Source organism: Lactobacillus sp. ESL0246, from assembly GCF_003692965.1.
In the GTDB taxonomy this organism is placed as follows: Bacteria; Bacillota; Bacilli; order Lactobacillales; family Lactobacillaceae; genus Lactobacillus.
On record NZ_REHC01000006.1, the window covers coordinates 204,305 to 228,484 of the forward strand.

Sequence of the window (24,180 nt, forward strand, 5' to 3'; positions counted from 1 at the left end):
AGCCTAAGACTTTATAATGATAAATTATTATTTAATGAAAACGCCATATTGATGATTTACTTGAAGTAAAAACTAGGATTAAATATATGTTACGAAAAACAAAAATTCTTCTATATTCACTGATATCAATTATAGTAATTGTTCTATTTTTTGAATTGATTAGTTCCTCAGATAATAATTCAGTTCCAAACAGTAAAACAGTCATTGATGTCTATGACTCAAAAGTTGTTAAAAATTGGGATAAAAAAAATACTATTAAATGGAATAAAAAGCACAATAAAAAGAACTTTTTTAAGACCTTAAAGCATTTTTCTAAAGATAATCATATATCACTGGTTAAATTACGAACTGATAATTTTAATGGTCATCAAACTAAAATTGTTTATGATTTGGGAACAAAGACTAATAATTTTTCTCTTTATCAAAATAAATCCGTTAAAAAACTGACGAATAAGGATTTTGAACTAGAAGAAATATATGGGTTATATTGTACTAATGCTAATCCAACAGTATTAAAGCAACTTTTATCACAATTGCATACATTGGGAATGAAAGTGCACATAATTGATAACCCCTTATCAATCAAGTCTTTTCTGTTATCAATTTTAGCTGATCTTTCTACTACCAATTTACTTATTACTGCAAATATCATTGGCATTCTATTTATTGTCATGGTACTAGAAAAAGTTTATCGTTTTAAAGCTTATGCAGTTATGAAGATTAATGGTTTAAGTACTAATCAAATCATTATTACGGATTTAAAAGATGAAGCTGTAAGTCTTGTTTTGGCCTTCAGCTTAATTATTGGTGGAATACTTATTTGGAGTTTCTGCACTTTAACCCGTAGTAGCTTTAGTTTTTTCATACCGCGTTTGTGTGGGATTTTAGTGATATTATTTCTTGCCTTTTTTATTTTAAATCTTTTGTCTTATGTGGTTTTGGCCTTAATCAACCCATCTGCAGCAATAAAAGGAGCTGAACATACACGACCTTTTTTATTGATTGGTTATATCTTAAAAGCCGTACTTTTAATTTTGATTATAATTAATACGATTTCGTTATACAACAGCAATAAAACTTACACGAACGATGTTAAAATTATTGAAAAGTGGCGTGTAAAAAAGAATACATATTCTCCAATGCTCGTATGGCATATTAAAAACCACTCTGAAGATAGAAAAGTAGCTCGAATGGTTCATAGATTGGTAGTCCAGTCCTCAAGCGTGATTTTGGCTCACAATTCGCAAATTTATCAGCCTGCCCAACGGTCTACGAGCACTGATAATGGCAATGTTATTATTGCCAATCAAAATTTTATTAATCAAAGTGAATTCCATTTACAACCTCGCAAATCTAGCGACAAGCAAATTTTATTGTTAGTCCCTCGCAATCGCTTAGACCAGGTTAAACAAGCTAAAAAGCAGTTAAAAAGCTTTATTAAATTTCAAAATACTTTACCGAATTATTATCAAAAAAATTATTCACCCGTAATTCAGGTTATTCCGATTGCTAGTGATCAACAAATTTTTAATTATACTATTGGATATGAAATTTCATCATCAATATCAACCAATCCCTTAATTGTAGTTGTGAATGATAAGCTATTGTCAGATGATTTTTATGCAGCAACCATCACACAGGGTACGATTCAGTTCACTAAACTTAAACGGCTTAAAACTTTAATTAAGCAGTTAGGTTTAACTCCATATGTGATTGGGATAAGTAGTAAACAGGCACGATTAGATGATTATAATCGTAAAGCAAATAATGAATTAATCATGTTAACCATCATAACAGTTTTATCACTGTTCCAACTATCCTTCATTATTTTATTCGTGAGTTCAACTTTCTTGCAAAGTCAACGGCAAAAAATGGCAATTTATCGAGTATTTGGTAAATCGAATACCAAACTTGTTACTTCGTTCTTATTTATCAATCTAGGATGTGATTTGTTAATCGTTACCTGTATTTTGATAAAATTAAAGTATTTAACTTTGATGCCAATAGCTTTAACATATCTTTTATTAGAAGGTTTAATTATCTTATTAATGTGGCACTGGGCGGAGAAAAATTTATTAATTACGCTTAATCATGGGAATTAGGAGTTACAAAATGCTTGAAATCAAATGCCTTACTAAAAAATTTAAAGAAAAGACCATTTTTGCAGATCTTACTTGCCGTTTAGGAACTGGTAAAAGTTATGCAATTGTTGGTAAAAGTGGTGCCGGCAAAACGACTTTTTTGAATGTTTTAAGCGGATTAGAACCACCAACAGCAGGTACGGTTAGTTTTAATGACATAGTAATCAATTCCAAAAATCGAAGAAAATTATACCGTGAAGATTTTGGATTTATTTTTCAAAACTTTGCCTTAATTGATACGCAAACAGTTAAGAAAAACTTGCTACTTGGTCTGGCAAACCAAAAATTGGCTAAAGCTGAAATAGATATTAAGATGAGACAAGCTTTAGAACAGGTTGGTTTAGACAAGTTGCCACTTAAGCAAAAAGTATACACGTTAAGTGGCGGTGAACAGCAACGCGTAGCATTAGCACGAATCATTTTGAAAGAACCACAGGTGATTTTTGCTGATGAACCGACTGGGTCACTAGATTCAGAAAATAGTCAAATTGTTTTAAATACTTTGTTAACTGGCTTTGATCCCAAAACAACGATTATGATTGCGACACATGACCCACAGGTTTGGCGGCAATGCGATTATGTGATTAAATTAAATAATAAGAAAATTGAAATTGATAAAAGTGAGGATTAAAAATGAAAAAAATAGTTTTTTCAATTATTGCTAGTTTAGTTGTTTTATTTACTTCTCCATTTTTTATTCATAACCAATACACTGACTATCTTAATCCAATGATTAAGATGAGAGTTGATTATGCCAAGGTTCCTAAGAATACGCAAAAATATTACAATGTACAGGCGATTGACAAGTCGGGCAAAAAATTACCTTATAAGATAATTTATGTTGGCGGTTATGATCCAACCATGCAGTACATTGCGATTCATCATAAAGGGCAATATGTCAAAGTAATTGATTATATTGCTAAGAAGAAAATGCCCAAATTAACTGCTGTTAATAAATAAATTAGAACTTAACAAGTTACTGATATTGCTAAAATCTTACATTTTATTTTGAGGCTTATTAGCTTCTTTTATTTATTACCTATGATATAATCCAATGATAAAAGTTTTATTAGGAGACAAAACATGAAAAGTAAAAAGATTTTAACTGTGTTGGCAGCTACCACAATCGGTGTATCGACCGCTTCTAGCTTAATTGCTACAAAAGCACAAACTTTGCAAGCAGCTAAAATAAAACAAGGCAGAAGAAGCAAAGTAAATAAACGTACCAAAGCAGTTAAGGTTGCTTTTGGAAAATCCTATACATTCCCAGACTCATTGCAAGGTAAATGGTATAGTAAAAATTTATTAAGAATGGAACCATTAGATTTTCATCAAACCGGTTTGGGATTGCCTACTAGCGGAGAATATGTTAATGCAGTTGTCAGTGGTAAATTAAAGGGCATCAAAAAATCTCCTTGGCAAATGTCAAGAAAATGGCAGGAAAAGAATAAAGAAAAACTTGCTAAGTTCGTTCGCATCAGTGAAAAGAAGATAAACGGTGATAACTGGATTATTGTTACCCCAGTAAGTAACAAAACAATTGATAATAGTTATGCCTTTACTTCTAAAGTTGAAGAAATTGATGGTAAGAAAGAAACTGTAGTTTTTGAAGGTAATCCGCAAGCTGGTACAGTAATCAACCAATACTTTCGAACTAAAGAGCTTTCTGATAAATATGATCAGAAAAAGTTTGATGATATGACTTATAGCAAATGGATATTATTAAGAAGCGATAAGTAAATTTAATAGTTAAAGCCACAGATTGTAAAACAATCTGTGGCTTTATTTTGTAAGTGGAACTAATTGAAATAGCTTTTATTCAAAATCCAAATTTAAATCAACCAATATTTGAAGGTTAATGTTGAAAATAAAGTTTAATACTAGGTTTATTGGGACAGATAGCTGGATGCTTTTGTCATTAAGTAATTGAGCATTAAAATTTACAATTTTAGCTAATTGTCATATACTTATTATAGTTTACAAATGTAAACATAAAACAAAAATTAAGATAAAAAGGAGAAATTATCATGATAAAGATTATCATCTTACTTGCTGGAATAGCTATCATTTCTTTTATTGCATGGTGGTTTTTCGGAAAGCATACAGTGCAAACAAAAATGGCTGAAGTATCTAAGAATAAGCAAAGTGTTGATATTGCTGTCAAGGGCGGTTACTCTCCTGAAAAAGTGATTTTGAAGCGTGGGATTCCTGCAACATTAAACTTTAAGCGACTTGATTCTGCTAGTTGTCTTGATCATGTAATCTTCTCCGATTTGGGAATTAATCAAAAATTGCCTGAAGGAAAAGTTGAATCAGTTAAGATAGATACAACCAAAGCTGGTGAGTACAATTGGCAATGCAGTATGAATATGTTTCATGGCAAAGTTATTGTAAAGTAAATTTGCGGGAGATTTAATATGAAAATTACAACACGATTTTGGACGTCGTTAATCCTATCAATACCAATGTTGTTAGAAATGATCATTCATCCCTTCACGGGTTGGATGCTCCCGGGTGGTAATTGGACAATGTTTGTGCTTACAAGCATTATTATGTTTCTTGCTGCTGGTCAATTTATCACAAGTGCTTGGGCTTCTTTTTTAAAGCATCATGCCAACATGGATACATTGGTTGCGCTTGGGACATTAACGACTTACATTTATAGTGTTTATGCAATGTTGACGAAGCGACCGGTCTTCTTTGAAACGGCCGCTTTTGTTATTACATTCGTTTTACTAGGTCAAGTGTTAGAAGAAAAAATGCGTAGCAATGCTTCTAGTGCTATAAGTAAACTAATTAACTTAAATGCAAAAAATGCTCTTGTTAAACGTGGGCAAGATTTTATCCAAATTCCCGTTAGTCAAGTCGTTAAAAATGATTTAATACAGGTAAAACCTGGTGAAAAAATTCCGGTTGATGGAAAGATAATTTCAGGTTCATCAAATATTGATGAGTCAATGATAACAGGTGAAAGCATGCCTGTGACAAAGACAGTTGGTGACAAGGTAATCGGAGCAACAATCAACCAAACAGGCTCGTTTGTTTTTACAGCTGAAAAAGTTGGTAATGATACAATGCTTGCTCAAATTATTGCAATTGTCAAAAAGGCACAAAGTAGTCATGCTCCAATACAAAAATTGACAGATAAAGTTGCCAATATTTTTGTACCAACTGTATTAATTATTGCTATTGCTACTTTTGTTGTTTGGAATGTCTTCTTAGGACAAGACATTCCAACTGCACTTAATTATGCCGTTAGTGTAATGGTAATTGCCTGTCCTTGTGCCCTAGGCCTGGCTACACCAACTGCTTTAATGGTTGGAACTGGCCGGGGAGCCAAGATGGGAATTTTGATCAAAAATGGTGAAATTCTTGAAGCTGCTAATCATATTGGAACAATGGTTTTTGATAAAACTGGCACGTTGACCGAAGGTAAACCTGAAGTAACTGATCTAATTGGTAACAAGCAACAGGTAGTGCCAATTGCTGCTGGATTAGAAAAGTTATCGGAACATCCACTGGCGGCTGCAATTATTACCTATGCCAACAAAGAAAAGATAGTACCTGCAGTTGTTAGTGACTTTCAAGTTCTAGAGGGACGCGGCGTTTGTGGTAAAATTGGGACTGAATCTGTCTACATTGGCAAATTAATATCTGCTGCTAATTTGAAAATTTCTGTAAGTTTGGCCAATGAGGCAGAGAGATTAGAGACAGCAGCTAAAACGGTTGTTGCTGTTTCAGTTCAAAATGAAGTCATTGGCTTAATTGCAATTCAAGATGCGCCAAAAAAGAACGCAAAAGAAGCGATTAGTGAGCTTAAACAAATGGGTTTGCAAACCGTAATGTTAACTGGTGATAATCAAAAAGTAGCACAGTCAATTGCCGAGCAAGTCGGCATAAATCGGGTAATCGCTGGTGTCTTACCCACCGATAAGTCAGAGGTTATTAAAAAATTGCAAGAAAAACACTATGTGGCTTTTGTGGGTGATGGAATTAATGATGCGCCCGCATTAACACAAGCAAATGTTGGAATTGCAATGGGATCCGGTACAGATGTGGCAATAGATGCTGGTGGCATTATTCTAATGAATAATGATTTACTAGCAGTTGTTCGTGCACTCAAGTTGAGTCGGAAAACTTTTCAACGAATAAAACTCAACTTATTCTGGGCATTTATTTATAATGTTTTAGGCATTCCGATTGCCGCTGGAGTTTTTGCCGGAGTTGGTTTGGTTTTAAGTCCAGAGATTGCGGGTTTGGCAATGGCCTTTAGTTCATTATCAGTTGTTATTAGCTCGGTTTTGTTAGGCAAAAGCAAAATATAAATATTTAAGTGATAATAAAAAGCGAATACTGTTAAAGTATCCGCTTTTTTATTAAGCCATTTTTTAGTTTAAGTTGAAAAAGTAATAATTTACTTAATTGTATTTATGATGTCTGGTCTTTAAAACATGTTTGCTTTGTACGATATAAGTTATAATTCCAATTATTAACCAAATTATCGTAACTAAAATACTACTGCGTAAATCAGCATATTTAAACTTAATTAAATTAATAGGACCATAAAAAGGGAAAAGTAGAGCAATTTTTTCTAGCCATTGGGGATAGGCCGAAATAACCACCAAAATTCCGGCTACTAGACTCATCACCGAGCTGATAAGATTTGACAGAAAATATGGGTCATTCATTTCCCAACTAATGGCCCAGGCAGTAAAGCCTAAAATTATGCCAAATAAACATAATAATGGTAAAACCATGATAACGCGGTTAATAATTACAAGTGGTGCACCAAAAATTAGGGCAAGGGCTAAGTTAGATGTTGCTAGAATAAAGCCAACTATCAAAGCCACAAAAACTTTATCTGTCCAGTAACGTAAGCTAAAGGGTCGTTGAGCAATCATTTCATAGTCAATTCCTAAGTTGGCGTCGGTAATTAGTGATTGGGTCATGGTTGTCATTGAAAGATGGGTGGCATCAATGGCAATTGATGCCAAAACGATGGACCAGTCAAAGTGCCCGGTATATTGCGCATTAATTAAAACTAAAAGGATCATGTCAACAAAAGGCGTGATAAAAAAGTAGACTAGGATAGTGCGCCAATTTGCCAAAAATGATAATGATGAAAATTGTGTTTTAAGCATCAGATTAAGGTTAATTCTCCCTTCTTACGTGCTAACTGATTAATTTTTTTAACCATTAAGATTATTAAAAAAAACCAAATTAATAAACTAGAAAAATAAGCCGACCAATTAAGGGTTGAACTAGTACCAGTTAAAGCAGCAATTGGAGTTGTCATGGGAATAAACCACTGGGCGATTTTTATAAGTGGCCGCAAAAAAACAGGATTTCCAAAGAGACCCGAAAGTAGAACAAGTGGTGTACCAATCAAACTTTCATAAGTAATTGCATTGGGAGTGAGAGTAAAGAAAGAGGCAATAAAAATTCCCATAGTTGCCATTGCTAGCCATAATAAAATAACAGTGAAGCCGAACTTGAAAGTAATTGCGCCAGTTGTAACACCTAAAAGTTGGGCAAGAAACCAAGCTAGCGGAAAAGCTGCTAAGCCATAGGTTGAAGCTGGCAATAATAAGGCAATTAAAGATAAGCGTTCATCGTAAGCGTTATTAATTAAATAAGGCAAAGTTCCCTTGTATCTTTCAAAGCCGATACTGCCAGCAGCTGTGGTACAAGAAGACCACATGCCAAAGATTGCACTTTGTAACCATATACTAGTGTTGGTTAATTGATGATTGGCATAGGCGAGTGTGTATTGCACCAAAAAGATGGACAGGGTACTCGTCAAAGTCAAAGTAACAAAATATTGATCTGACAGATATTCTTTAAAGTGAAACCAAAACAGGCGGATAAATCTCATATTATTTCCTCCGTAATTCTGGTGCTAATGCCAAGTATGATTCTTCTAAAGTTGCAGAGCGGTCGATATGGGTGACCTGTGACTCTTTAACAATTTCAGCAACTGTTCCAGTTGAAAAAATTCGTCCCGCGCCAATTAAGATAATTTGGTCGGCCAAAGCTTCCACTTCAGACATGGTATGGCTGGTTAGTAAAATACTGATTCCAAAATCAGAAAGATTTTTAATTGTATCGCGAATGCTTTTAGCAATTTCGACGTCGAGTCCGCTAGTTGGTTCATCCAGTAAAAGAAGATGTGGGTTACCTAAAAGCGCTCGCGCAATATGCAGACGTTGCGTCATACCTTTAGAAAATTGCCCGACCTTTTTCTTCGCCACGTTGCTTAAATTAACAATTTCTAGTACGCGAGTGATTTCAGCTTTTTGCTGGCGATACGGTATTCGAGCCAAATCGGCAAAGAAAGCAAGATTTTGGGCGGCGGTTGCCCGATGGTAAAAACCGAGATCACCGCCAAAAGAGACACCTATATGCGGGTGATGGGTTGTGCCAATAATATTTTGCCCATTAAGCAATACTTGTCCCTCGGTTGGCAGTAAATAGCCACCAATAATTGAAACAATCGTTGTTTTACCAGCACCATTAGGACCAAGTAAAGAAACAATTTGTCCTTTTTTAATGTTAAAAGATATATCTTCAAGGGCGTGAAATTTTTCATTCTTGCTATGATAAATCTTTTTTAAATGTTTTACTTCTAAAATATTTTCCAAAATAAATTCTCCAAAATTAGTTGTAAATTTAAGTGTCACTATTAAGGAAGGGTGACATCATGATTTTACAGGTTAATTTGAAGATTTGTTGATGATTTACATTAAAGCTATGTTAAAATTATAACATAAAAATATTATTTTGCTATTTAAATTAAGCAGTTTTTTATTTTGAGGTTTTAAAATGACTTCTCTAAAATATTTACAGCAAGTAACCGTTGGTCAAGTTGACCAAAATCAGTCGGTTAAGCTGGTTAAATATAACAATAAATGACCCTAATTTTTTCAAATTGAAAGGGAAAAAATTCAACAAGCTTTAGGTTCGACGGCTTTAAAAATTGAGCATATTGGTTCTACTGCCGTTACGGGACTTATGTCTAAGTCCATTATTGATATTTTATTGGTTGTTCTTAATCCTAGTGCTGAAGCAAGTTATGCTTTTCAATTACAACAAGCTGGTTATACTTTACGAATTCGGGAGCCGGAATTTCAAGAGCATTGAATGTTTCTTGGCATTGATCCTGATGTACACCTTCATGTATATGGTCCGGATAGTCAAGAAGCTAAAGACTTAATCCTCTTTCGTGATTAGTTAAGAAAAAATGATACCAATCGGTTAAAATATCAAGAATTAAAACAAAAACTAGCAACACGACGCTGGCCAACGGTTCAAGATTATGCTGATGCAAAGGGACCATTGATATATAAGATTAAGCAACGAGCAATTAATAATTGTATGAAAGATTGAATGATATAAATGATGATTAAAATAAAGAAATATTAAAAGCCAGATCCTAAATTATATTGGATCTGGCTTTTAAAAACAACTTCTTTTCTTTTAAGCTTAATCAACCGATTTTAATGCGTCTAGCATATCAAGATTTTTCAGTTTACTATTCACTATAAAGCCTAGAATAATAGTGATAATACCAATGACACCTAAAGGCCATAAAAAACTTGAAGCAGAAAGTGCCGGATTAAACATGACATTGGCAGGTGGAACAACGTAAAGAATATAACGATAAAGTAAATCGCCAGTTAGATAACCTACTAAAATCCCTATTCCCGTTAGTAAAATTGTTTCTCGATAAATATACATCGTGACTTCTTTATCATAGAAACCTAAAACCTTAATTGTTGATAATTCGCGAATGCGTTCAGCAATATTTATATTGGTTAAATTATACAAAATAACAATTGCCAAAAGTCCTGCTACTACAATTAAGACCAACATAATCATGTTTAAAGATTGAACGACAACATCTAATTCTTGGCTAATAGCAGTATTTTGAACTACCCCGATAACACCAGTCAAATTCATAAATTTAGCTGCCATTTTCTTAGTATTCTGGCGACTACCGTCATTAAGCTTAACTAGGTGTGCATTTGCTTTGTACCTTGAGCTAAAAATTTTTTCGTACTGTGTTCGATCCATGAAAACAAAATGTCCCATGTACATTTCAGTGATATCTGCGACTTTCATAGTGCGCTGATGGTTATTTTTATCAGTTAAAGTAATGTGATCGCCTTTAGTGACATTTAATAAACTCGCCAAGCGCTCAGAAATAACAACACCATGATTTGTTAGTGAAATTGGACGTTTAGATTGACGATCGTCTAAATGAACATAATTTTTGAGTTGTTTACTTGAATTAGGAGCAATCAAAGTAATATCTTGCGTATCAGCATTTTCCCCCGCTACTTTAGACATGGATTCATAATAAACTGGTATTTCAGATTTAATATTAGAACCATGCAATCTAGAATTGAGATCTTGTTTCTCTTGAAGCGTAAGTGGTGTTTTTTGAGCGACGATCATGTTGTAATGAATTAACCCAGAAAACTGCCGATTATTCATATTACTGATTGAATTTTTGACAGCAAAACCTGCAAAAAGTAAAGTTGCAGATCCGCAGACACCAAAGATAGTCATTAGCATTCGTTTTTTATACCGAAAAATATTTCGTGCGGTCACTTTATGCGTAAAACTTAAATGATTCCAGATAAATGGAAAATGTTCAAGTATAATTTTAGCACCTACTGCTGGTGGTTTAGGCAGCAATAAAGCTGCTGGCTTTTCACGAAATTCATTTTTAGCTGTCAAATATGCCGGTAAAACGGAACTAATCCATGATAAGATTAATGCAACTAAACTAATTTGCCAGTGGAAATGCTCCTCAATTGGAGGGATTGTAATCGATTTATAGTAGGCATGATAAACGATTTGGGGTAATAAAGTATGCCCCAAATATACACCAATAATTGTTCCAATTGTGCCAGAAAGAAAGCCATAACAGATAAACTTATTGATAATGACATAATCGTCATAGCCAAGTGCTTTAAGTGTACCTGAATTAATTCTTTCTTCATCAATAAAACGATTCATAGTGGTGAAAGTGACCAAGGCAGCAACAAAATAAAGAAAAATAGGGAAGACCTTTGCTAAATCTTCAACTACTTGCGCTACAGTGGTATACACAACATTGCCTTCACCGCCTGGAACTTCGCGCCTATTATAAACATTGTAAGATGGCAAATTAAGATTATTTAATTGTCTGTTGGTGTTAGCTAATTTTCTTTTACCAGCTTTAATTCTAGGCTCAACTTCAGCAGCTTTTTGATCAAGAATTTGTTTCTTCTTTTGTAATAGCTTTTCTTTTGCTATTAGCTCTGCTTGCACTTGTTGCATTTCTAATGAGGGGTTTTGTTTTATTTGAGCAGTTAAAGTGGCTTTTTGTTGCTTTAATTGGTTTTGAGCTGCGTCAAGTTCCTGACGCCCTAATTGAAATTTTTGTTGTGTATTATCTAACTGACTTCTTTTTAGTTGAAGTTCTTTTTCAACAGAAGTAATGATTCGACTCTTTCGCTTAGAGGCTTCACTTCTCAGGATACTCTGTAATTCTTTTTTATGACTGCTGACTTTATTAGTATAATCCTTGCCATAAGAGTCCAATCTATTTAAATCTTGATAGGTCAAGTTGGCAATTGTATATACCTTATGGTTAAATGCTGTAGGCATAACGACGCCAAAGCCTTTTAACTCTCCCGTACCACTACTACTTTGTCCCAAATTTACATTCGACAAGATTTGACTGGAGCGTACAAAACCAACAATTTTAAAACGTCTTCGTTTTAGTAAAGTAAAGCCAAGAATATTTTTCTTCTCAGAAAAAGAAACTATTTGACCTAATCTGAATTTATTTGAGTAATGATCAGCTAAAGCAATTTCATTTTTGTGTTTTGGTAAGTATCCCTTAGTTATCTGGTATTTTCCGATTTTACTTGGCTTAGAAAAAATCCTAAAACTGTCATCACTATTTTTCAAGACAGTGTCTGTCATATAGCCAAATTCGACATCTTTTAGTCCTTTAACTTGACGAATTTTCTTTGTGTCCCCTTGATCAAGACCATAGTTACTAATAACAGTTAAATCAGGAGTATTTAATTTTTGCGCGTAATGATTTCCAGTAGATCGCATATCTGGACCAGTAACAAATAAACCAACTAATGCAAAAGCACCAATCATCATAAGACCAACGATTGATAGAAATTGCCCCTTCGTATGAGCAATTGACTGCCAAAAATTTTTCCAAATTATTTTTTTCATAATTGATCATTTCTACCATTTAATATTAGCAATATTTTCTGGATGAGCATTGTGTTCGATTTTAGTAACTTGTCCATCGTGAAAGTGTATTACGCGGTCAGCAATAGGTGCTAATGCACTATTATGTGTAACAATTACAACCGTAGCACCGTTGTTACGACTCATATTAGCAATTATTTGGAGAACACTTTTGCCGGTTTGATAATCAAGTGCACCAGTTGGTTCGTCACAAAGTAGTATCTTGGGATTTTTAGCTACAGCACGAGCAATTGCCACTCGCTGCTGTTCGCCACCTGATAGTCCAGCAGGAAAATTATTGATACGATTTTTAAGACCAACATCGATTAATGTTTGAACTGGGTCTAAGGAATCAGATACAATTTCGGAAGCTAGTTCAACATTTTCCTTGGCAGTTAAATTTTGAATTAAATTGTAAAATTGAAATACAAACCCAATATCATTACGACGATATGCTGTTAATTGTCGTTTATTGTAGTTGGCAATATTTTTTCCATCAATTATCACGTCACCTGATGTATTAGTATCCATTCCGCCTAAAATATTCAGCATGGTTGATTTACCAGCTCCCGAAGCGCCTAAAATAATAGCTAATTCACCTTTTTCGATTGAAAAACTAACATTATTGTTTGCCAATATTTCTGTCTCACCACTATGATAGCGCTTGAAATTGTGGCGTACTTCGATATAATTCATGAAATTTGTCCTTTTTATCTTTATTAATTTATAGTTTAGTGTTTAGTCTGCTTGCTTTAAATAACTTTCTAACACTTGTAAGACACCCATTTCATTATTGCTTGGTGCTTCATATTTAGCAATTTTTTTAAGACGTTCGTCTGCATTTTCCATTGCGTAACTGTAACCAGCAAGTTCAATCATTTCCTGGTCGTTCATTCCGTCACCAAAGGCAATTAGTTCTTCAGGGTTAATAGCAAAGTAACGTAAGAAATATTTAATTCCTTGGCCTTTGTTAACATTGCTTGGCATTACATCGATATTATCAAATCCGCTAGTTGTACAATGAATTCTTTCGGGATTGTTTTGATTAAATTTTCGTTCAAGTTCATTAGCCAATTCTGAGGAGCATTTCAACGTGAGTTTAGTTAGACTATCACTGGTAGGAATATCCCTTAGATCCCCAATATCAATGGCATTGGGATAAAAGAAATGCATTAAATTTTTAAATTGAATTGGAGCTTTTTTGTTAACATATGCTCGTTCTAAGCCACTGGCTGCAATATTAATTTCTGGATAATTTGTCTCAATAAAATTAATCAACTTGATTCCAGTGCGGTAAGTAAAAACATGTCGTGAAATAATTTTATTGTCTTGAGTTAAAATTGAACCATTGTCAGCGACAATATCAATTCGATCTAAAAAATCATAAAAGTCTTGTCGTAAACGAGATAATGGTCTCCCGCTTGAAACAATAAAGTGAACATGATGCCTGCGCAAGTCAGTTAGAATTTTTTCAAATCTTTGATGATCAAATTCTTTTTTATCATTTTCAAAGGTTCCATCCATGTCAACTGCTACTGCTTTAAAAGGAATTTTTGTCATTATATGCTCCTTATTACTTTTAAATATATTATGATGAATTTTTTGTCTAAATGCAAAAAAACAGAGTCATTATGATGAATCTGTTTTTATTTTATACACTTAATTTTTATTTTTTATTGGATTTCTTTTGCCTACTAGCCAGCATATCAGAATAGCAAATACAGTTTCTAAAATAATTAAAATGATATTAATTCCCACTTTAATTTGACCTATATTGATATTAGAAGAACCAAAAAGCTTGCTATTTCCGCCTAAATATAGGTCAAAGACAATAGATCCAATAACTAATACAAAAATTGTTATCCATTGCTTACGATTAAAAGCGATACCGTATTCTTCTTCACGTTGCCTGATGCTTGGTAGTATTACTCCGAGACCAATTAAAACAACTACAGCAATAATATTAATAATCAATTCATACCACCAATAGCCGCTGAACTGCTTTATGTCTTGTGGAGCAATCCCTAAAATTGTGGCAACGGCAGTAACAATAAACAAGAATAGTCCCGCTAAATAGCCGATCTTGTCATTTTTCAAAAAAACATAATCAGACGGGAATTTTTGAGAATTTTTCCTTATTTGCATAAAAGAAAAGAAAATCCAGCAGGTAACACCTGGAGAGATGATCCCATTGAGGTTGAGCAACCAGTTAAAGATATCATTCATATCTGGTAGGAAAATCCCTAGGAGCATTATAAAGGCCGATAATGTCACGGTTAAGATATAGCCATTGATTGGTAAACCATTTTTATCTTTTTTCTGTAGAAAGTGCGGCATATATTTGTCGCCAGTATCTGAGATTAACATTCTGGTCATTGCATCAAGTAAAACGGCAAGTAGCGCGGCATTGTAAAAAACAGATGTCCAAGCCCAAATGTATAGCAAAGACTTACCCCAACCATATTGTTGACCAACCATATCGAAAACATAGTAAGCTCCGTTCATTTTTAAGTCGTTGGGAATGTGGTAACTATTAAAGTAAATTCCAAGAGCAAATGAACCAAATACAGTTAAGAAAATTGTCATAAGTGCGAGAGCTACCATTGCCTTAGGAAAATCGTTTTTAGGCTTTTTCATTTGTGTTACATAAGGAGCAACTAATTCACAACCGTTGAGTGCATAAATTAGCATAGCTATTGTGGTCCAATAGTGCATATCAAATTTAGGAATCAAGGTATGCCAGGTGAATGGTTGTGTTGCCATGTGACCACCTGATTTAGCTAATCCTAAAAATGCCAAAAAGACAAACATTAATGTCATGATTAGCATTAATCCACCGCCAATCGTTGATAAAACTTCCATTGACCGTGAAAAATAATGTTCAACAAAAATAAAAATAATAAACATGGCAAAAGTCATTAATGCAAACTTGGTATTAGAAATTTGGTTTTGAAATTTCTCTGATCCAGTTAAAGCCCAACCAAGGTCAACAATAATTTCATTAGCCGAGTCTACTGCATAGGGGATTGAAGCTGCCCAATATGTCCAAGCAGTAAAATAGCCAAGAAATTCTCCGTTTGTTCCGCGAACCCAAGAAGACAAACCACCGCCTTCTTTATTAAAAACAGAACCTAACTGACCAACCATTAATGAGTACGGAATAACATAAAAAATACACATAATAATCCAAGAAGTAACGACTGGCATGCCCTGATTTTGGAAATTATACATGATATCATCAAGACCGATTACCGTACAAAAGGCCATTAAGGTTAAAATTGGCCAAGATATATATTTTTTATTTGAATTTATTTCCTCCACTAGTTTATCTCCTTCTAAAAACCATTATTTTTATTTTACTAATTAATCTTGTTATTGACTAGATAAAATCTGAAATTATTATTAATGGTAGCTCTAATCCGCAATTGTGAAAATAAGCAGAAATGATTGCTACTATTGAATTTTATCAGTGTATGCGTTAAGATTAATTCATTAAATATGATGAAAAAGAGAAAGAAGGATTCTTATGTCAGGACATTCAAAATGGCACAATATTCAAGGCCGCAAGAATGCGCAAGATGCAAAGAGAGGGAAGATTTTCCAAAAGTTATCTCGTGAAATTTATATGGCTGCAAAGAATGGTGGTCCTGACCCTTCCGGAAATCCTAATTTGCGAATGGTAATGGATAAGGCTCACGCAAATAATATGCCTAAATCGAATATTGACCGCGCACTTAAGAAAGCTGAAGGGAATTCGGATGAGCATTATGATGAAATTACCTATGAAGGCTACGCACCAGGAGGTGTAGCTATTTTTGTTGAAGCTTTAACTGATAATAAAAATAGGACTGCCTCGTCTGTTAGAGTTGCATTTACTCGTAATGGTGGTTCATTAGGTGCTACTGGGTCAGTTGCCTATATGTTTAATCGAAAAGGATACATTGTAATTGATCGTTCAACTACTGATGCTGATGAAGAGCAAATGCTGCTTGATGTTATGGATGCTGGTGGTGAAGATCTTCAGACTAGTGATGAAGCCTATGAAATTTATACAGATGCTAAACAGTTTGCTCAAGTTAGAGATGCATTGGAAAAAACGGGTTATAAGTTAGCGGATGCTGAATTAACAATGATCCCAGAAAACACAACTGAAGTTCCTGAAGAGAAAAAGGAGCAATTTAATAACTTGGTTGAAGCATTAGAAGATGATGATGACGTTCAGAATGTTTACACTGCTGCTGACGAAGATTAAGCATTAAAATCAAAATTATTTTAACCCACATTTTCGTTAATAATTGATACTGAGAACCTATGAAATTATTACAATTTCATAGGTTTTTTGTTTGTCTTAAATAATTTGTTGAATGATAACAAAGCTGAATATAAATTTTTTTGAGGAAAAAATTTGCCTTTTTTGCGTATTTAATATTGGCAGCAAAAAAGGAGGTTTTTATGCGGATTAAAGAAGTGGTTAATTCTCTAATTGAGTCAGCGATTGATCTACATGCAAGCGATGTTTTTTTCGTAGTGGGTGTCGATGAAATGATTGTAAATTTTCGATTAGTCGATGAACTAAAAAAACAGGCTACTCTTTCAATTAACGAGGGTCGAGAACTTATTAATTTTTTAAAATTTGGTGCTCAAATGGATATTGCTGAACACCGTCGCCCTCAAGTTGGCGCACAGGTTTATGTTTATCACAATCAAAATTACTTTCTCAGATTATCTAGTCTAGGCGATTTTACCAATAATGAATCTCTAGTTATTAGAATCATATATCAAATTGCGGATAGTAATTATTTTTTTGAAGAGCAAATTAATCAGTTGCAACAGTTAGCCTATCAGCGAGGGCTAATTATTACTAGTGGACCAACAGGATCTGGCAAAACGACAACAATGTATAAATTGGCTAAAACAGTTGGGCATAATCAAATGGTAATGACAATTGAAGATCCTGTCGAAATACATGAGGCAACATTTTTGCAGACACAAGTGAACTTAGAGGCTGATATCACTTATTTGAGTCTATTAGAAGCAGCATTAAGGCATCGACCTGATATTTTGATTATTGGTGAAATCAGAAATGCTGCAACTGCTCGTTTGGCAGTTGATGCTGCTTTAAGTGGACATTTGGTTTTTGCAACTGTTCATGCTAAAAGCACGCTTCAAACAATTTCACGTCTTGAAAGTTTGCACATAAATTTAAATGAATTAAGTAATTGTTTAACAGCCGTTTGTTATCAACGCTTGCTTCCAACAATTAAAGGGCCGTCGTGCTTGATGGACATAGCTAGTGGAGAAATTTTACAATCACAAATTAATCTTAAAAAGCGGAGTAATTTTATTAATTGGTCTAAGCATCTTGCTAAATTAAAGGAAAGAGGTGAAATTAGTGCGCAAGTATATCAACAATTTGAAAAAGGATAAGTTAACAGCTCAAGAACGATTAAATTTTCTTGATTATTTGCAGAATAGTTTAAATAATGGTTTTTCTTTGAATAATAGTTTGGAGATAATGCCTGTTTTGTGGCCAAGTCGGCAAAAGTTAATTCAAAAATTAAGCAGTGAAATAAAAGCGGGCGTAAGTTTGAGTAATGAAATGTTACAATTAGGGTTTTCCAAAACTGTTGCTACGCAAGTTGATCTAGCAATGGAGCAGGGAAGTTTAATTGAATGTCTTTCACAATTAGCAACATTAAATCGCTTAAAAATAGAACAAGAAAAAAAACTAAGAACTGAATTATCATATCCAATTGTGTTAGCTATGATGATGATTGTATTGTTGATTTTTATGCAAACATTTGTATCTAACCAGTTCGCTAATTCTGGAGAACATACAGGAGACTTAATGTTAATGGGGATGCTTCTTTTGGTATTTTTACTCCTTTACTATTTGGTTAGAGTATTGACATTACTAAAAAAACAAGATTACCAATCTCTTCTTCGGTTAGCGCATTATCCAATTATCGGTCCGTTAGTTAAGTTATATGTTAAATATATCTTGATTTATGATGTGGGCCTATTGCTTTCAGGAGGATTTTCATTACAGAAAATGTGTGAATATGCTTCTAAACAAGAAAAAGGTTCATTACAAAATTATATTGGACATAAAATTGGACAACAACTAGCAGACGGGAAAAATTTAAGCAAAATAATTAAAGCAGAATATTTTTTACCTGATGAATTACTACTACTTCTACAAGCAGGCTTAAAGAAAGAAGATATGGGTAAACGGTGTTTACTGCTAGGGCAAACATTATTTGCGAATTTAACACAAGAAATTGAAAAAGTAATTGTTGATATTCAACCATTCTGTTTTATTTTAATTGGATTATGTATTATTGGGTTGTATTTAAAATTGTTGCTGCCAATGTACGCCATGATGCAAAGTATTTGAGGAGTGTTAATAATGAAGAATTTTTTTAAGAAATATATATTAAATCTTATTGCTAAAACAAGTAAGGCTCAAGGATTTACGTTAATCGAAATGGTAGTAGTAGTTGCAATTATTGTTATGTTAATTATAATTATTGCTCCTAATTTAACTAGACAGAAACAAAAGGCAAGTGATCGAACAGAAGATGCTTTTAAAACCACATTACAAACTCAAGTTGAATTATATGAGGATGATAAGGATAGAGATGGAAAGGATGTAAATTTCAATAATATGTTTAATGATGGTTACTTAACTAAAAGGCAGTTAGATAAGTCTAAAAATTATCGGGTAACTAATGGTGTGGTTGAAAAAAATTAACAAAAAATCATCGGGATTCACCTTGGTTGAAACAATGGTGACATTAATAATCGCTATTAGTTTGGTACTATTAGAAAGCGTTCAGCTTGCTACATATAATGAAAAATTACTTTTAGACAATACTACTAGGGAAGTTAAAAGTTCTATTGAACAGGCCGCTAGAATTTCAACTATTCGGCATCAACCTGCTGTTATTAGATATTATGCTTCGATTAACAAGCTTACGATTTGGGGAAATGGTTACTCACGAACTTTAAATATTGATAAGCATATAAAGATTTATAATCTTTCCACTATCAATCTTTCGGCCAAAGGTTCGATGCCAGCTCACACAGTTAAAATTACCGATCGAAAAAACACTAAAATTATTAAATTACAAATGACCTGGGGGCGCGCAATTGATAGTAATGCGTAGATTAAAAGGCTTTTTATTAGCAGAAAGCATGGTTGCTTTAATCTTAGCAATCATGGGGGTTTCCTCAATGGCATTAATAGTTAGTGATACTAGGACAACGGAACGAAAGATTGAATTGAAAACAGACCGAATCTATGCTTGGCGTGTACTAAAGAAAAATAATCTTAAAAGTATCATGGTTCATGATCAACTTTATGAGTTGCGGGGTGAAAAAAGTATATATGATATATCCACCAAAGAAACTTATTACATCAAAAAATAAGGGGTTTATGCTAGCAGAAGCAGTTTTTTCGGTCATTGTAACTTTGCTTGTAGTTTTAACTTTACAAAATTTAATCAAAACTGTAACGGTTTCTAATCGAATGTTTCACAAAACTGATGATGTTGTGTTTGCATACGTTCAATTGAATCGGTTTTTGCATGAGGATAAGGTCAAAGCAGCTTATACACTTCCAGAAATATCCAATTCAAGACAAGGGGCATTTGTTAAGGTTGATGAAGACGGTCAAAAAAAGACCTATTTAGTTTCTCAGTATAAAAATATGATTCGTGTAACAACATCTGAAGGTGGGCATATGCCACTTTTATTGAATATCAAACGAGCGAATTTTCATACAAAAGATTGTTTAATGGAAATTCATATCACTGAAAAAGATAATCGTAATTCTGATTTAATTTTTAAATTCGGTGCTCAGCCTAAGAAGAGAGAAAAAAATGAATTTAGCAAAAAGAAAAAAATTAAAATTGAAAGCTAGTGCCTTATTAAGTAGTGTACTAGTATTAAGTACATGTTTAATTTTTTTGCAATTTTATCAAGAAATCTATCGCAATGATATGAAAAACAATTATTTGATAATTGAATATCTGCTTAATGAATGATTTGCTTGCACTGGTTCCCTTTATTCTATTAAAATGATTAGAAGATAAGGGGAATAGTAATGGATAAAATCGAAAAATTATATAATGAATTTTTGAGTTGTGTAGAATGTTTGCAAGATGCACTAAATGTAACTTTTGGGGAAGCATTGACTGAAACATTTGATAATCTTGAAAATGATCAAATTAAGGTTGAAGTTGGAGCACCAGATCCGGAAACAGTCAAGCTATTAAGTCAAAAATATTCACAACTACATTATAAAAAGCTTACCCAACAAGTAAAGGTACAAATTTATACTTACTTATTGCTTAAAGATGTAGAAGAAGATGGTCTTAATGCTAATCAGTTGCCTACACCACTTACAATTTCAACTATAATTGCAATGTTTATGCAAAAGTTACTTCCGAACAAAAGTTTACTTTTGGCTGACCCTGCAATTGGAATGGGCGATCTAATGTTTTCGGTTGTTAATCAGTTAAAGAGTGCAAATCATTCTAAAGTAAACTTCAAATTAATTGGAATAGATAATGATGAAACAATGCTTAACTTTACTGATATTGGCGCACAGTTAAATAAACTTAAGATTGATTTATACTGTCAAGATGCGCTTACACCATGGTTATTTAGTAATCCTGATGTAGTTATTAGTGATTTGCCAATTGGTTATTATCCACTGGATGATAATGCGGTAAACTTTACAACTAAATCTGAAAAAGGACATTCTTTTGCTCATTTGTTATTTATTGAACAAATCATTAAAAATTTACAACCTGGTGGTTATGCTTTCTTGCTAGTACCGCAAGCAATTCTTTCCGGTAAAGGAGGAAGCGACTTCATGCCATGGTTATCAGAAAAAGTTGCCCTTCGAGCGATTGTTGAATTACCAGACAGCATGTTTAAAAATAAGTTAAATCAAAAGGCTGTTTTAGTATTTCAAAATCATGGAAATGATGTCCATACTAGTGAAGTTTTTCTCACAAAGTTGGACACTTTAAAAAAAGAGAAAGACCTAATAAAGCTTAATGTTAAACTAAATGAGTGGTATACTAAAAATATTGATTAATTTGTGAAAAAGTCAAAATTGTCTGTATGGAAGGATTAAGTTTATGAAAAAAGTTTTAGCAATTAATTCAGGTAGCTCTTCTTTTAAGTATAAGTTGTTTGCTTTACCTGAAGAAAAAGTCTTGGCAGAAGGAATTGCAGATCGGGTAGGTATTGAAGGTTCATCTTTTGAAATTAAATTGTCTAATGGTGAAAAGCATTCTGAAGAAGTCACTATTCCGGATCAAGAAACAGCAGTTAATTTGTTGCTAAAAGCTTTAAAAGAATACAAAGTGGTTGAAGATTTAAGTGAGATTGTTGGTGTTGGGCATAGAATTGTTGCCGGAGGAGAAGAATTTACTGATTCTGCAATTATTGATGAAGAAAAGTTACAAAAAATTTACGGACTGAAAGAATATGCTCCCCTGCATAATCCTGCTGAGGGCAAAGGGATTGAAGCTTTTATGAAATTATTGCCAGGTGTCCCAGAGATTGGTGTTTTTGATACGTCATTTCACCAAACATTAGATCCAGAGCATTATATATATTCAATTCCTTATAAGTATTATGAAAAATATGGTGTTCGTAAATACGGGGCACATGGTACATCCGTTCGTTATATTATGGGGCGAGCAGCAGAAATGTTGAGTAAAGAAGCAAAAGATTTGAAATTGATCGTTTGCCACTTAGGATCAGGTGCTTCAGTTACAGCGGTTAAAAATGGCAAGTCCTACGATACCTCTATGGGCTTTACTCCACTTGCTGGTGTGACAATGGGGACTCGTTCCGGAGATGTTGATCCATCGGTTTTGCAATATATTATGAACAAGGAAAATATTGATATTAATGAGATGATCAAGATATTAAATGATCAATCTGGTTTGCTCGGAATTTCTGAAATCTCTTCTGATATGCGTGACTTAGAAAATAATTCTAGTTCAAGAGCAAGTTTGGCTCGTGATATTTTTGTTAATCGCGTTAGACAATATGTTGGTTCATATATTGTTGAAATGGAAGGCGTTGACGCAATTATCTTTACTGCTGGTGTAGGTGAGCATGATGCAGGAGTTAGAGAAAAGATTATGCAATCATTTGAATTTATGGGCTTAGAACCGGATTATGAAGCTAACAAAGTTAATGGTGAGAAGTTCATTTCTAAAGCAAATTCTAAGATCAAAGCAATGATTATTCCGACTGATGAAGAATTAATGATTGAACGTGATGTTGTCCGTTTAGCCCATTTAAATTAATCACAATTTAATATATAATAAAGATCGTTAATTTTTAACGATCTTTTATTATATAAATATGGAGTTTTTATATGGGCAATTGGCAAAAAGATCGAATTACTGCAGCAATAAATGGGACTAATCCAATGGTTATGGCCGAATTAGAGGGTGGTTATGCTGCTTTCGGTGATACCCAATTTTTACCTGGTTATTGTGTGTTGTTACCAAAAAGGAATGTTGCATCTCTGAATGAATTAAGCATTGTGGAAAGAACAATTTTTTTACGGGATATGAGTATATTGGGAGATGCCATTTTACACGTTTGTCATGCTGATCGAATTAATTATGATATTTTAGGTAATACTGATAAGTTTTTACATGCACATGTTTTTCCAAGATATAAATTTGAAAATCCAGTTAAACGTATTAAACCAGTTTGGCTTGGATATAATACGAAGTATTGGACTGAGAAGAAGTATCAATATAATTCTCAAAAACATGGTGAGTTAAGAGCAGCAATAACCAAATACTTAATAGCAAAAGTAGGGGATAAAACTGATGATAAGACTAGTAGCAATTGATGTTGATGATACACTGTTAAATAGCCATGGTAGATTACTTGAATCCACTAAAAAAGTTGTTAAGCAGGCACTAGATCGAGAAATTAAAGTAGTTCTTTGTTCTGGTAGGCCGTTAGCTGGGGTTCAACACTTTTTAAGTGATCTTAAAATAACTGGAGATGATCAGTATGTGATCACTTTTAATGGTGCAGTGATTGAGTCACTTGGTGGGAGTAAGCTTAAGGATGATAGATTATCTCAGACAACTTATGAACAAATAGATCAATATGCCCAAAAGCATAAAGTTGCATACAACATTGTTGATGCCGATAGTCAGATTATTACTAGTAATCATAATGTTAATCGAATTACAGTAATTCAAGCTTGGGAGAATGATGCTGGAATTTTAATTAGAAAACCAGAAGAATTATCAGAAAATCATCATATCATCAAAGCAGTTTTTGCTGATGAAACAAAAAAGCTGGATCAAATTGAACAAGATGTAGTTGCTAAATTTGGACAAAGAAATTATGTTGTAAGGGCGGCGGCAAATTTTCTTGAAGTAATGCATAAAAATGTTAATAAAGGTGTTGCCCTCGAATTCTTAGCTAGACAACTGAGAATTGATGCGAATGAAATTATGGCAATTGGAGATGAGAGAAATGATATTCCAATGCTTGATTTTGCTGGTATATCTGTTGTAATGGGAAATGGTTCTAATCAGGCAAAAAAGCATGCAGATTATGTTACCTTAACAAATGATGAAAACGGAATTATGAAAGCCTTCAATAAATATGTATTATTGTGATTACACTTTTAAAAAATGCTAAAGAAAAAAACTTAGACATTATTTAGAATATGTTGAACAAAGAAAAAATAATTGATTAGATACAATTCAGA

At 33.4% G+C, this 24,180-nt stretch carries 26 protein-coding genes; 19 read left to right on the plus strand and 7 right to left on the minus strand.

Going from position 1 to position 24,180, the window contains the following annotated elements; all coding sequences use genetic code 11:
• Positions 1 to 86: 86 nt before the first annotated feature.
• The 6 genes from F5ESL0246_RS02770 to F5ESL0246_RS02795 all read left to right on the plus strand — a co-directional run bounded on the left by F5ESL0246_RS02770 (position 87) and on the right by F5ESL0246_RS02795 (position 6,466).
• Positions 87 to 2,102 (plus strand): hypothetical protein, encoded by a 2,016-nt coding sequence (locus F5ESL0246_RS02770; RefSeq protein ID WP_122017994.1) that lies wholly within the window; start codon positions 87 to 89, stop codon positions 2,100 to 2,102.
• Positions 2,103 to 2,112: 10 nt separating this feature from the next.
• Positions 2,113 to 2,772 (plus strand): ATP-binding cassette domain-containing protein, encoded by a 660-nt coding sequence (locus tag F5ESL0246_RS02775; protein WP_122017995.1) that lies wholly within the window; start codon positions 2,113 to 2,115, stop codon positions 2,770 to 2,772.
• A 2-nt stretch (positions 2,773 to 2,774) separates the two neighbouring features.
• The gene (locus F5ESL0246_RS02780; protein ID WP_122017996.1) at positions 2,775 to 3,101 is read left to right on the plus strand and encodes a YxeA family protein; all 327 of its coding nucleotides are present in this window, start codon (positions 2,775 to 2,777) and stop codon (positions 3,099 to 3,101) included.
• A 123-nt stretch (positions 3,102 to 3,224) separates the two neighbouring features.
• Positions 3,225 to 3,881 (plus strand): hypothetical protein, encoded by a 657-nt coding sequence (locus tag F5ESL0246_RS02785; protein ID WP_122017997.1) that lies wholly within the window; start codon positions 3,225 to 3,227, stop codon positions 3,879 to 3,881.
• A 287-nt stretch (positions 3,882 to 4,168) separates the two neighbouring features.
• Positions 4,169 to 4,540: a cupredoxin domain-containing protein gene (locus F5ESL0246_RS02790; protein ID WP_122017998.1), complete on the plus strand. Its 372-nt coding sequence runs from the start codon at positions 4,169 to 4,171 to the stop codon at positions 4,538 to 4,540.
• A gap of 18 nt (positions 4,541 to 4,558) precedes the next feature.
• Complete coding sequence (locus tag F5ESL0246_RS02795; protein WP_122017999.1) at positions 4,559 to 6,466, plus strand: copper-translocating P-type ATPase; 1,908 nt, start codon at positions 4,559 to 4,561, stop codon at positions 6,464 to 6,466.
• A gap of 93 nt (positions 6,467 to 6,559) precedes the next feature.
• Here F5ESL0246_RS02795 and F5ESL0246_RS02800 read toward each other — a convergent pair whose 3' ends face one another.
• From F5ESL0246_RS02800 to F5ESL0246_RS02810, 3 genes are all read right to left on the minus strand, one after another.
• On the minus strand, positions 6,560 to 7,195 hold the full coding sequence (locus tag F5ESL0246_RS02800) for an antibiotic transporter permease (RefSeq protein ID WP_147441057.1): 636 nt from the start codon (positions 7,193 to 7,195) through the stop codon (positions 6,560 to 6,562).
• 86 nt (positions 7,196 to 7,281) lie between these two features.
• Positions 7,282 to 8,016 carry a multidrug ABC transporter permease gene (locus F5ESL0246_RS02805; RefSeq protein ID WP_122018001.1) on the minus strand — a complete coding sequence of 245 codons (735 nt, stop codon included), beginning with the start codon at positions 8,014 to 8,016 and terminating at the stop codon, positions 7,282 to 7,284.
• Between the two features lies 1 nt (position 8,017).
• On the minus strand, positions 8,018 to 8,782 hold the full coding sequence (locus F5ESL0246_RS02810) for an ABC transporter ATP-binding protein (RefSeq protein WP_122018002.1): 765 nt from the start codon (positions 8,780 to 8,782) through the stop codon (positions 8,018 to 8,020).
• Between the two features lie 286 nt (positions 8,783 to 9,068).
• On the opposite strand from F5ESL0246_RS02810, the gene F5ESL0246_RS02815 reads away from it, so the two are divergent.
• Together F5ESL0246_RS02815 and F5ESL0246_RS08350 are read left to right on the plus strand one after the other, a co-directional pair.
• Positions 9,069 to 9,281 (plus strand): GrpB family protein, encoded by a 213-nt coding sequence (locus F5ESL0246_RS02815; RefSeq protein ID WP_122018003.1) that lies wholly within the window; start codon positions 9,069 to 9,071, stop codon positions 9,279 to 9,281.
• Positions 9,282 to 9,371, plus strand: a complete 90-nt coding sequence (locus F5ESL0246_RS08350) for a GrpB family protein (protein ID WP_147441034.1) — start codon at positions 9,282 to 9,284, stop codon at positions 9,369 to 9,371. It abuts the gene before it with no gap.
• A 252-nt stretch (positions 9,372 to 9,623) separates the two neighbouring features.
• On the opposite strand, the gene F5ESL0246_RS02825 is transcribed toward F5ESL0246_RS08350, so the two are convergent.
• The 4 genes from F5ESL0246_RS02825 to F5ESL0246_RS02840 all read right to left on the minus strand — a co-directional run bounded on the left by F5ESL0246_RS02825 (position 9,624) and on the right by F5ESL0246_RS02840 (position 15,671).
• Positions 9,624 to 12,386, minus strand: coding sequence for an ABC transporter permease (locus tag F5ESL0246_RS02825; protein WP_122018004.1), 2,763 nt, complete (start codon positions 12,384 to 12,386; stop codon positions 9,624 to 9,626).
• 12 nt (positions 12,387 to 12,398) lie between these two features.
• Positions 12,399 to 13,100, minus strand: coding sequence for an ABC transporter ATP-binding protein (locus F5ESL0246_RS02830; RefSeq protein ID WP_122018005.1), 702 nt, complete (start codon positions 13,098 to 13,100; stop codon positions 12,399 to 12,401).
• Positions 13,101 to 13,142: 42 nt separating this feature from the next.
• The gene (locus tag F5ESL0246_RS02835; protein ID WP_122018006.1) at positions 13,143 to 13,964 is read right to left on the minus strand and encodes a Cof-type HAD-IIB family hydrolase; all 822 of its coding nucleotides are present in this window, start codon (positions 13,962 to 13,964) and stop codon (positions 13,143 to 13,145) included.
• 99 nt (positions 13,965 to 14,063) lie between these two features.
• Entirely contained in the window at positions 14,064 to 15,671 is a 1,608-nt protein-coding gene (locus tag F5ESL0246_RS02840; protein WP_369916842.1) for an APC family permease, read from the minus strand.
• Between the two features lie 259 nt (positions 15,672 to 15,930).
• On the opposite strand from F5ESL0246_RS02840, the gene F5ESL0246_RS02845 reads away from it, so the two are divergent.
• The 11 genes from F5ESL0246_RS02845 (at position 15,931) to F5ESL0246_RS02890 (ending at position 24,088) form a co-directional block, all read left to right on the plus strand.
• The gene (locus tag F5ESL0246_RS02845; protein WP_122018008.1) at positions 15,931 to 16,656 is read left to right on the plus strand and encodes a YebC/PmpR family DNA-binding transcriptional regulator; all 726 of its coding nucleotides are present in this window, start codon (positions 15,931 to 15,933) and stop codon (positions 16,654 to 16,656) included.
• Between the two features lie 200 nt (positions 16,657 to 16,856).
• Entirely contained in the window at positions 16,857 to 17,831 is a 975-nt protein-coding gene (comGA, locus tag F5ESL0246_RS02850) for a competence type IV pilus ATPase ComGA (RefSeq protein WP_122018009.1), read from the plus strand.
• Positions 17,797 to 18,801, plus strand: coding sequence for a type II secretion system F family protein (locus F5ESL0246_RS02855; RefSeq protein WP_122018010.1), 1,005 nt, complete (start codon positions 17,797 to 17,799; stop codon positions 18,799 to 18,801). Before comGA ends, F5ESL0246_RS02855 begins: the two co-directional genes overlap by 35 nt.
• Before the next feature lie 12 nt (positions 18,802 to 18,813).
• Positions 18,814 to 19,158 (plus strand): prepilin-type N-terminal cleavage/methylation domain-containing protein, encoded by a 345-nt coding sequence (locus F5ESL0246_RS02860; protein WP_122018011.1) that lies wholly within the window; start codon positions 18,814 to 18,816, stop codon positions 19,156 to 19,158.
• Positions 19,136 to 19,573, plus strand: a complete 438-nt coding sequence (locus F5ESL0246_RS02865; protein ID WP_122018012.1) for a prepilin-type N-terminal cleavage/methylation domain-containing protein — start codon at positions 19,136 to 19,138, stop codon at positions 19,571 to 19,573. Before F5ESL0246_RS02860 ends, F5ESL0246_RS02865 begins: the two co-directional genes overlap by 23 nt.
• The gene (locus F5ESL0246_RS08125; RefSeq protein ID WP_147441035.1) at positions 19,566 to 19,835 is read left to right on the plus strand and encodes a hypothetical protein; all 270 of its coding nucleotides are present in this window, start codon (positions 19,566 to 19,568) and stop codon (positions 19,833 to 19,835) included. The genes F5ESL0246_RS02865 and F5ESL0246_RS08125 overlap by 8 nt, the downstream gene beginning before the upstream one ends.
• 7 nt (positions 19,836 to 19,842) lie before the next feature.
• Complete coding sequence (locus tag F5ESL0246_RS02870; protein WP_158592476.1) at positions 19,843 to 20,328, plus strand: ComGF family competence protein; 486 nt, start codon at positions 19,843 to 19,845, stop codon at positions 20,326 to 20,328.
• A 183-nt stretch (positions 20,329 to 20,511) separates the two neighbouring features.
• Positions 20,512 to 21,513 (plus strand): class I SAM-dependent methyltransferase, encoded by a 1,002-nt coding sequence (locus F5ESL0246_RS02875; protein ID WP_122018014.1) that lies wholly within the window; start codon positions 20,512 to 20,514, stop codon positions 21,511 to 21,513.
• A gap of 43 nt (positions 21,514 to 21,556) precedes the next feature.
• Positions 21,557 to 22,741: an acetate/propionate family kinase gene (locus F5ESL0246_RS02880; protein WP_122018015.1), complete on the plus strand. Its 1,185-nt coding sequence runs from the start codon at positions 21,557 to 21,559 to the stop codon at positions 22,739 to 22,741.
• 71 nt (positions 22,742 to 22,812) lie between these two features.
• Positions 22,813 to 23,301: an HIT family protein gene (locus F5ESL0246_RS02885; protein ID WP_122018016.1), complete on the plus strand. Its 489-nt coding sequence runs from the start codon at positions 22,813 to 22,815 to the stop codon at positions 23,299 to 23,301.
• Positions 23,276 to 24,088: a Cof-type HAD-IIB family hydrolase gene (locus F5ESL0246_RS02890; RefSeq protein WP_122018017.1), complete on the plus strand. Its 813-nt coding sequence runs from the start codon at positions 23,276 to 23,278 to the stop codon at positions 24,086 to 24,088. The genes F5ESL0246_RS02885 and F5ESL0246_RS02890 overlap by 26 nt, the downstream gene beginning before the upstream one ends.
• Positions 24,089 to 24,180 lie beyond the last annotated feature (92 nt).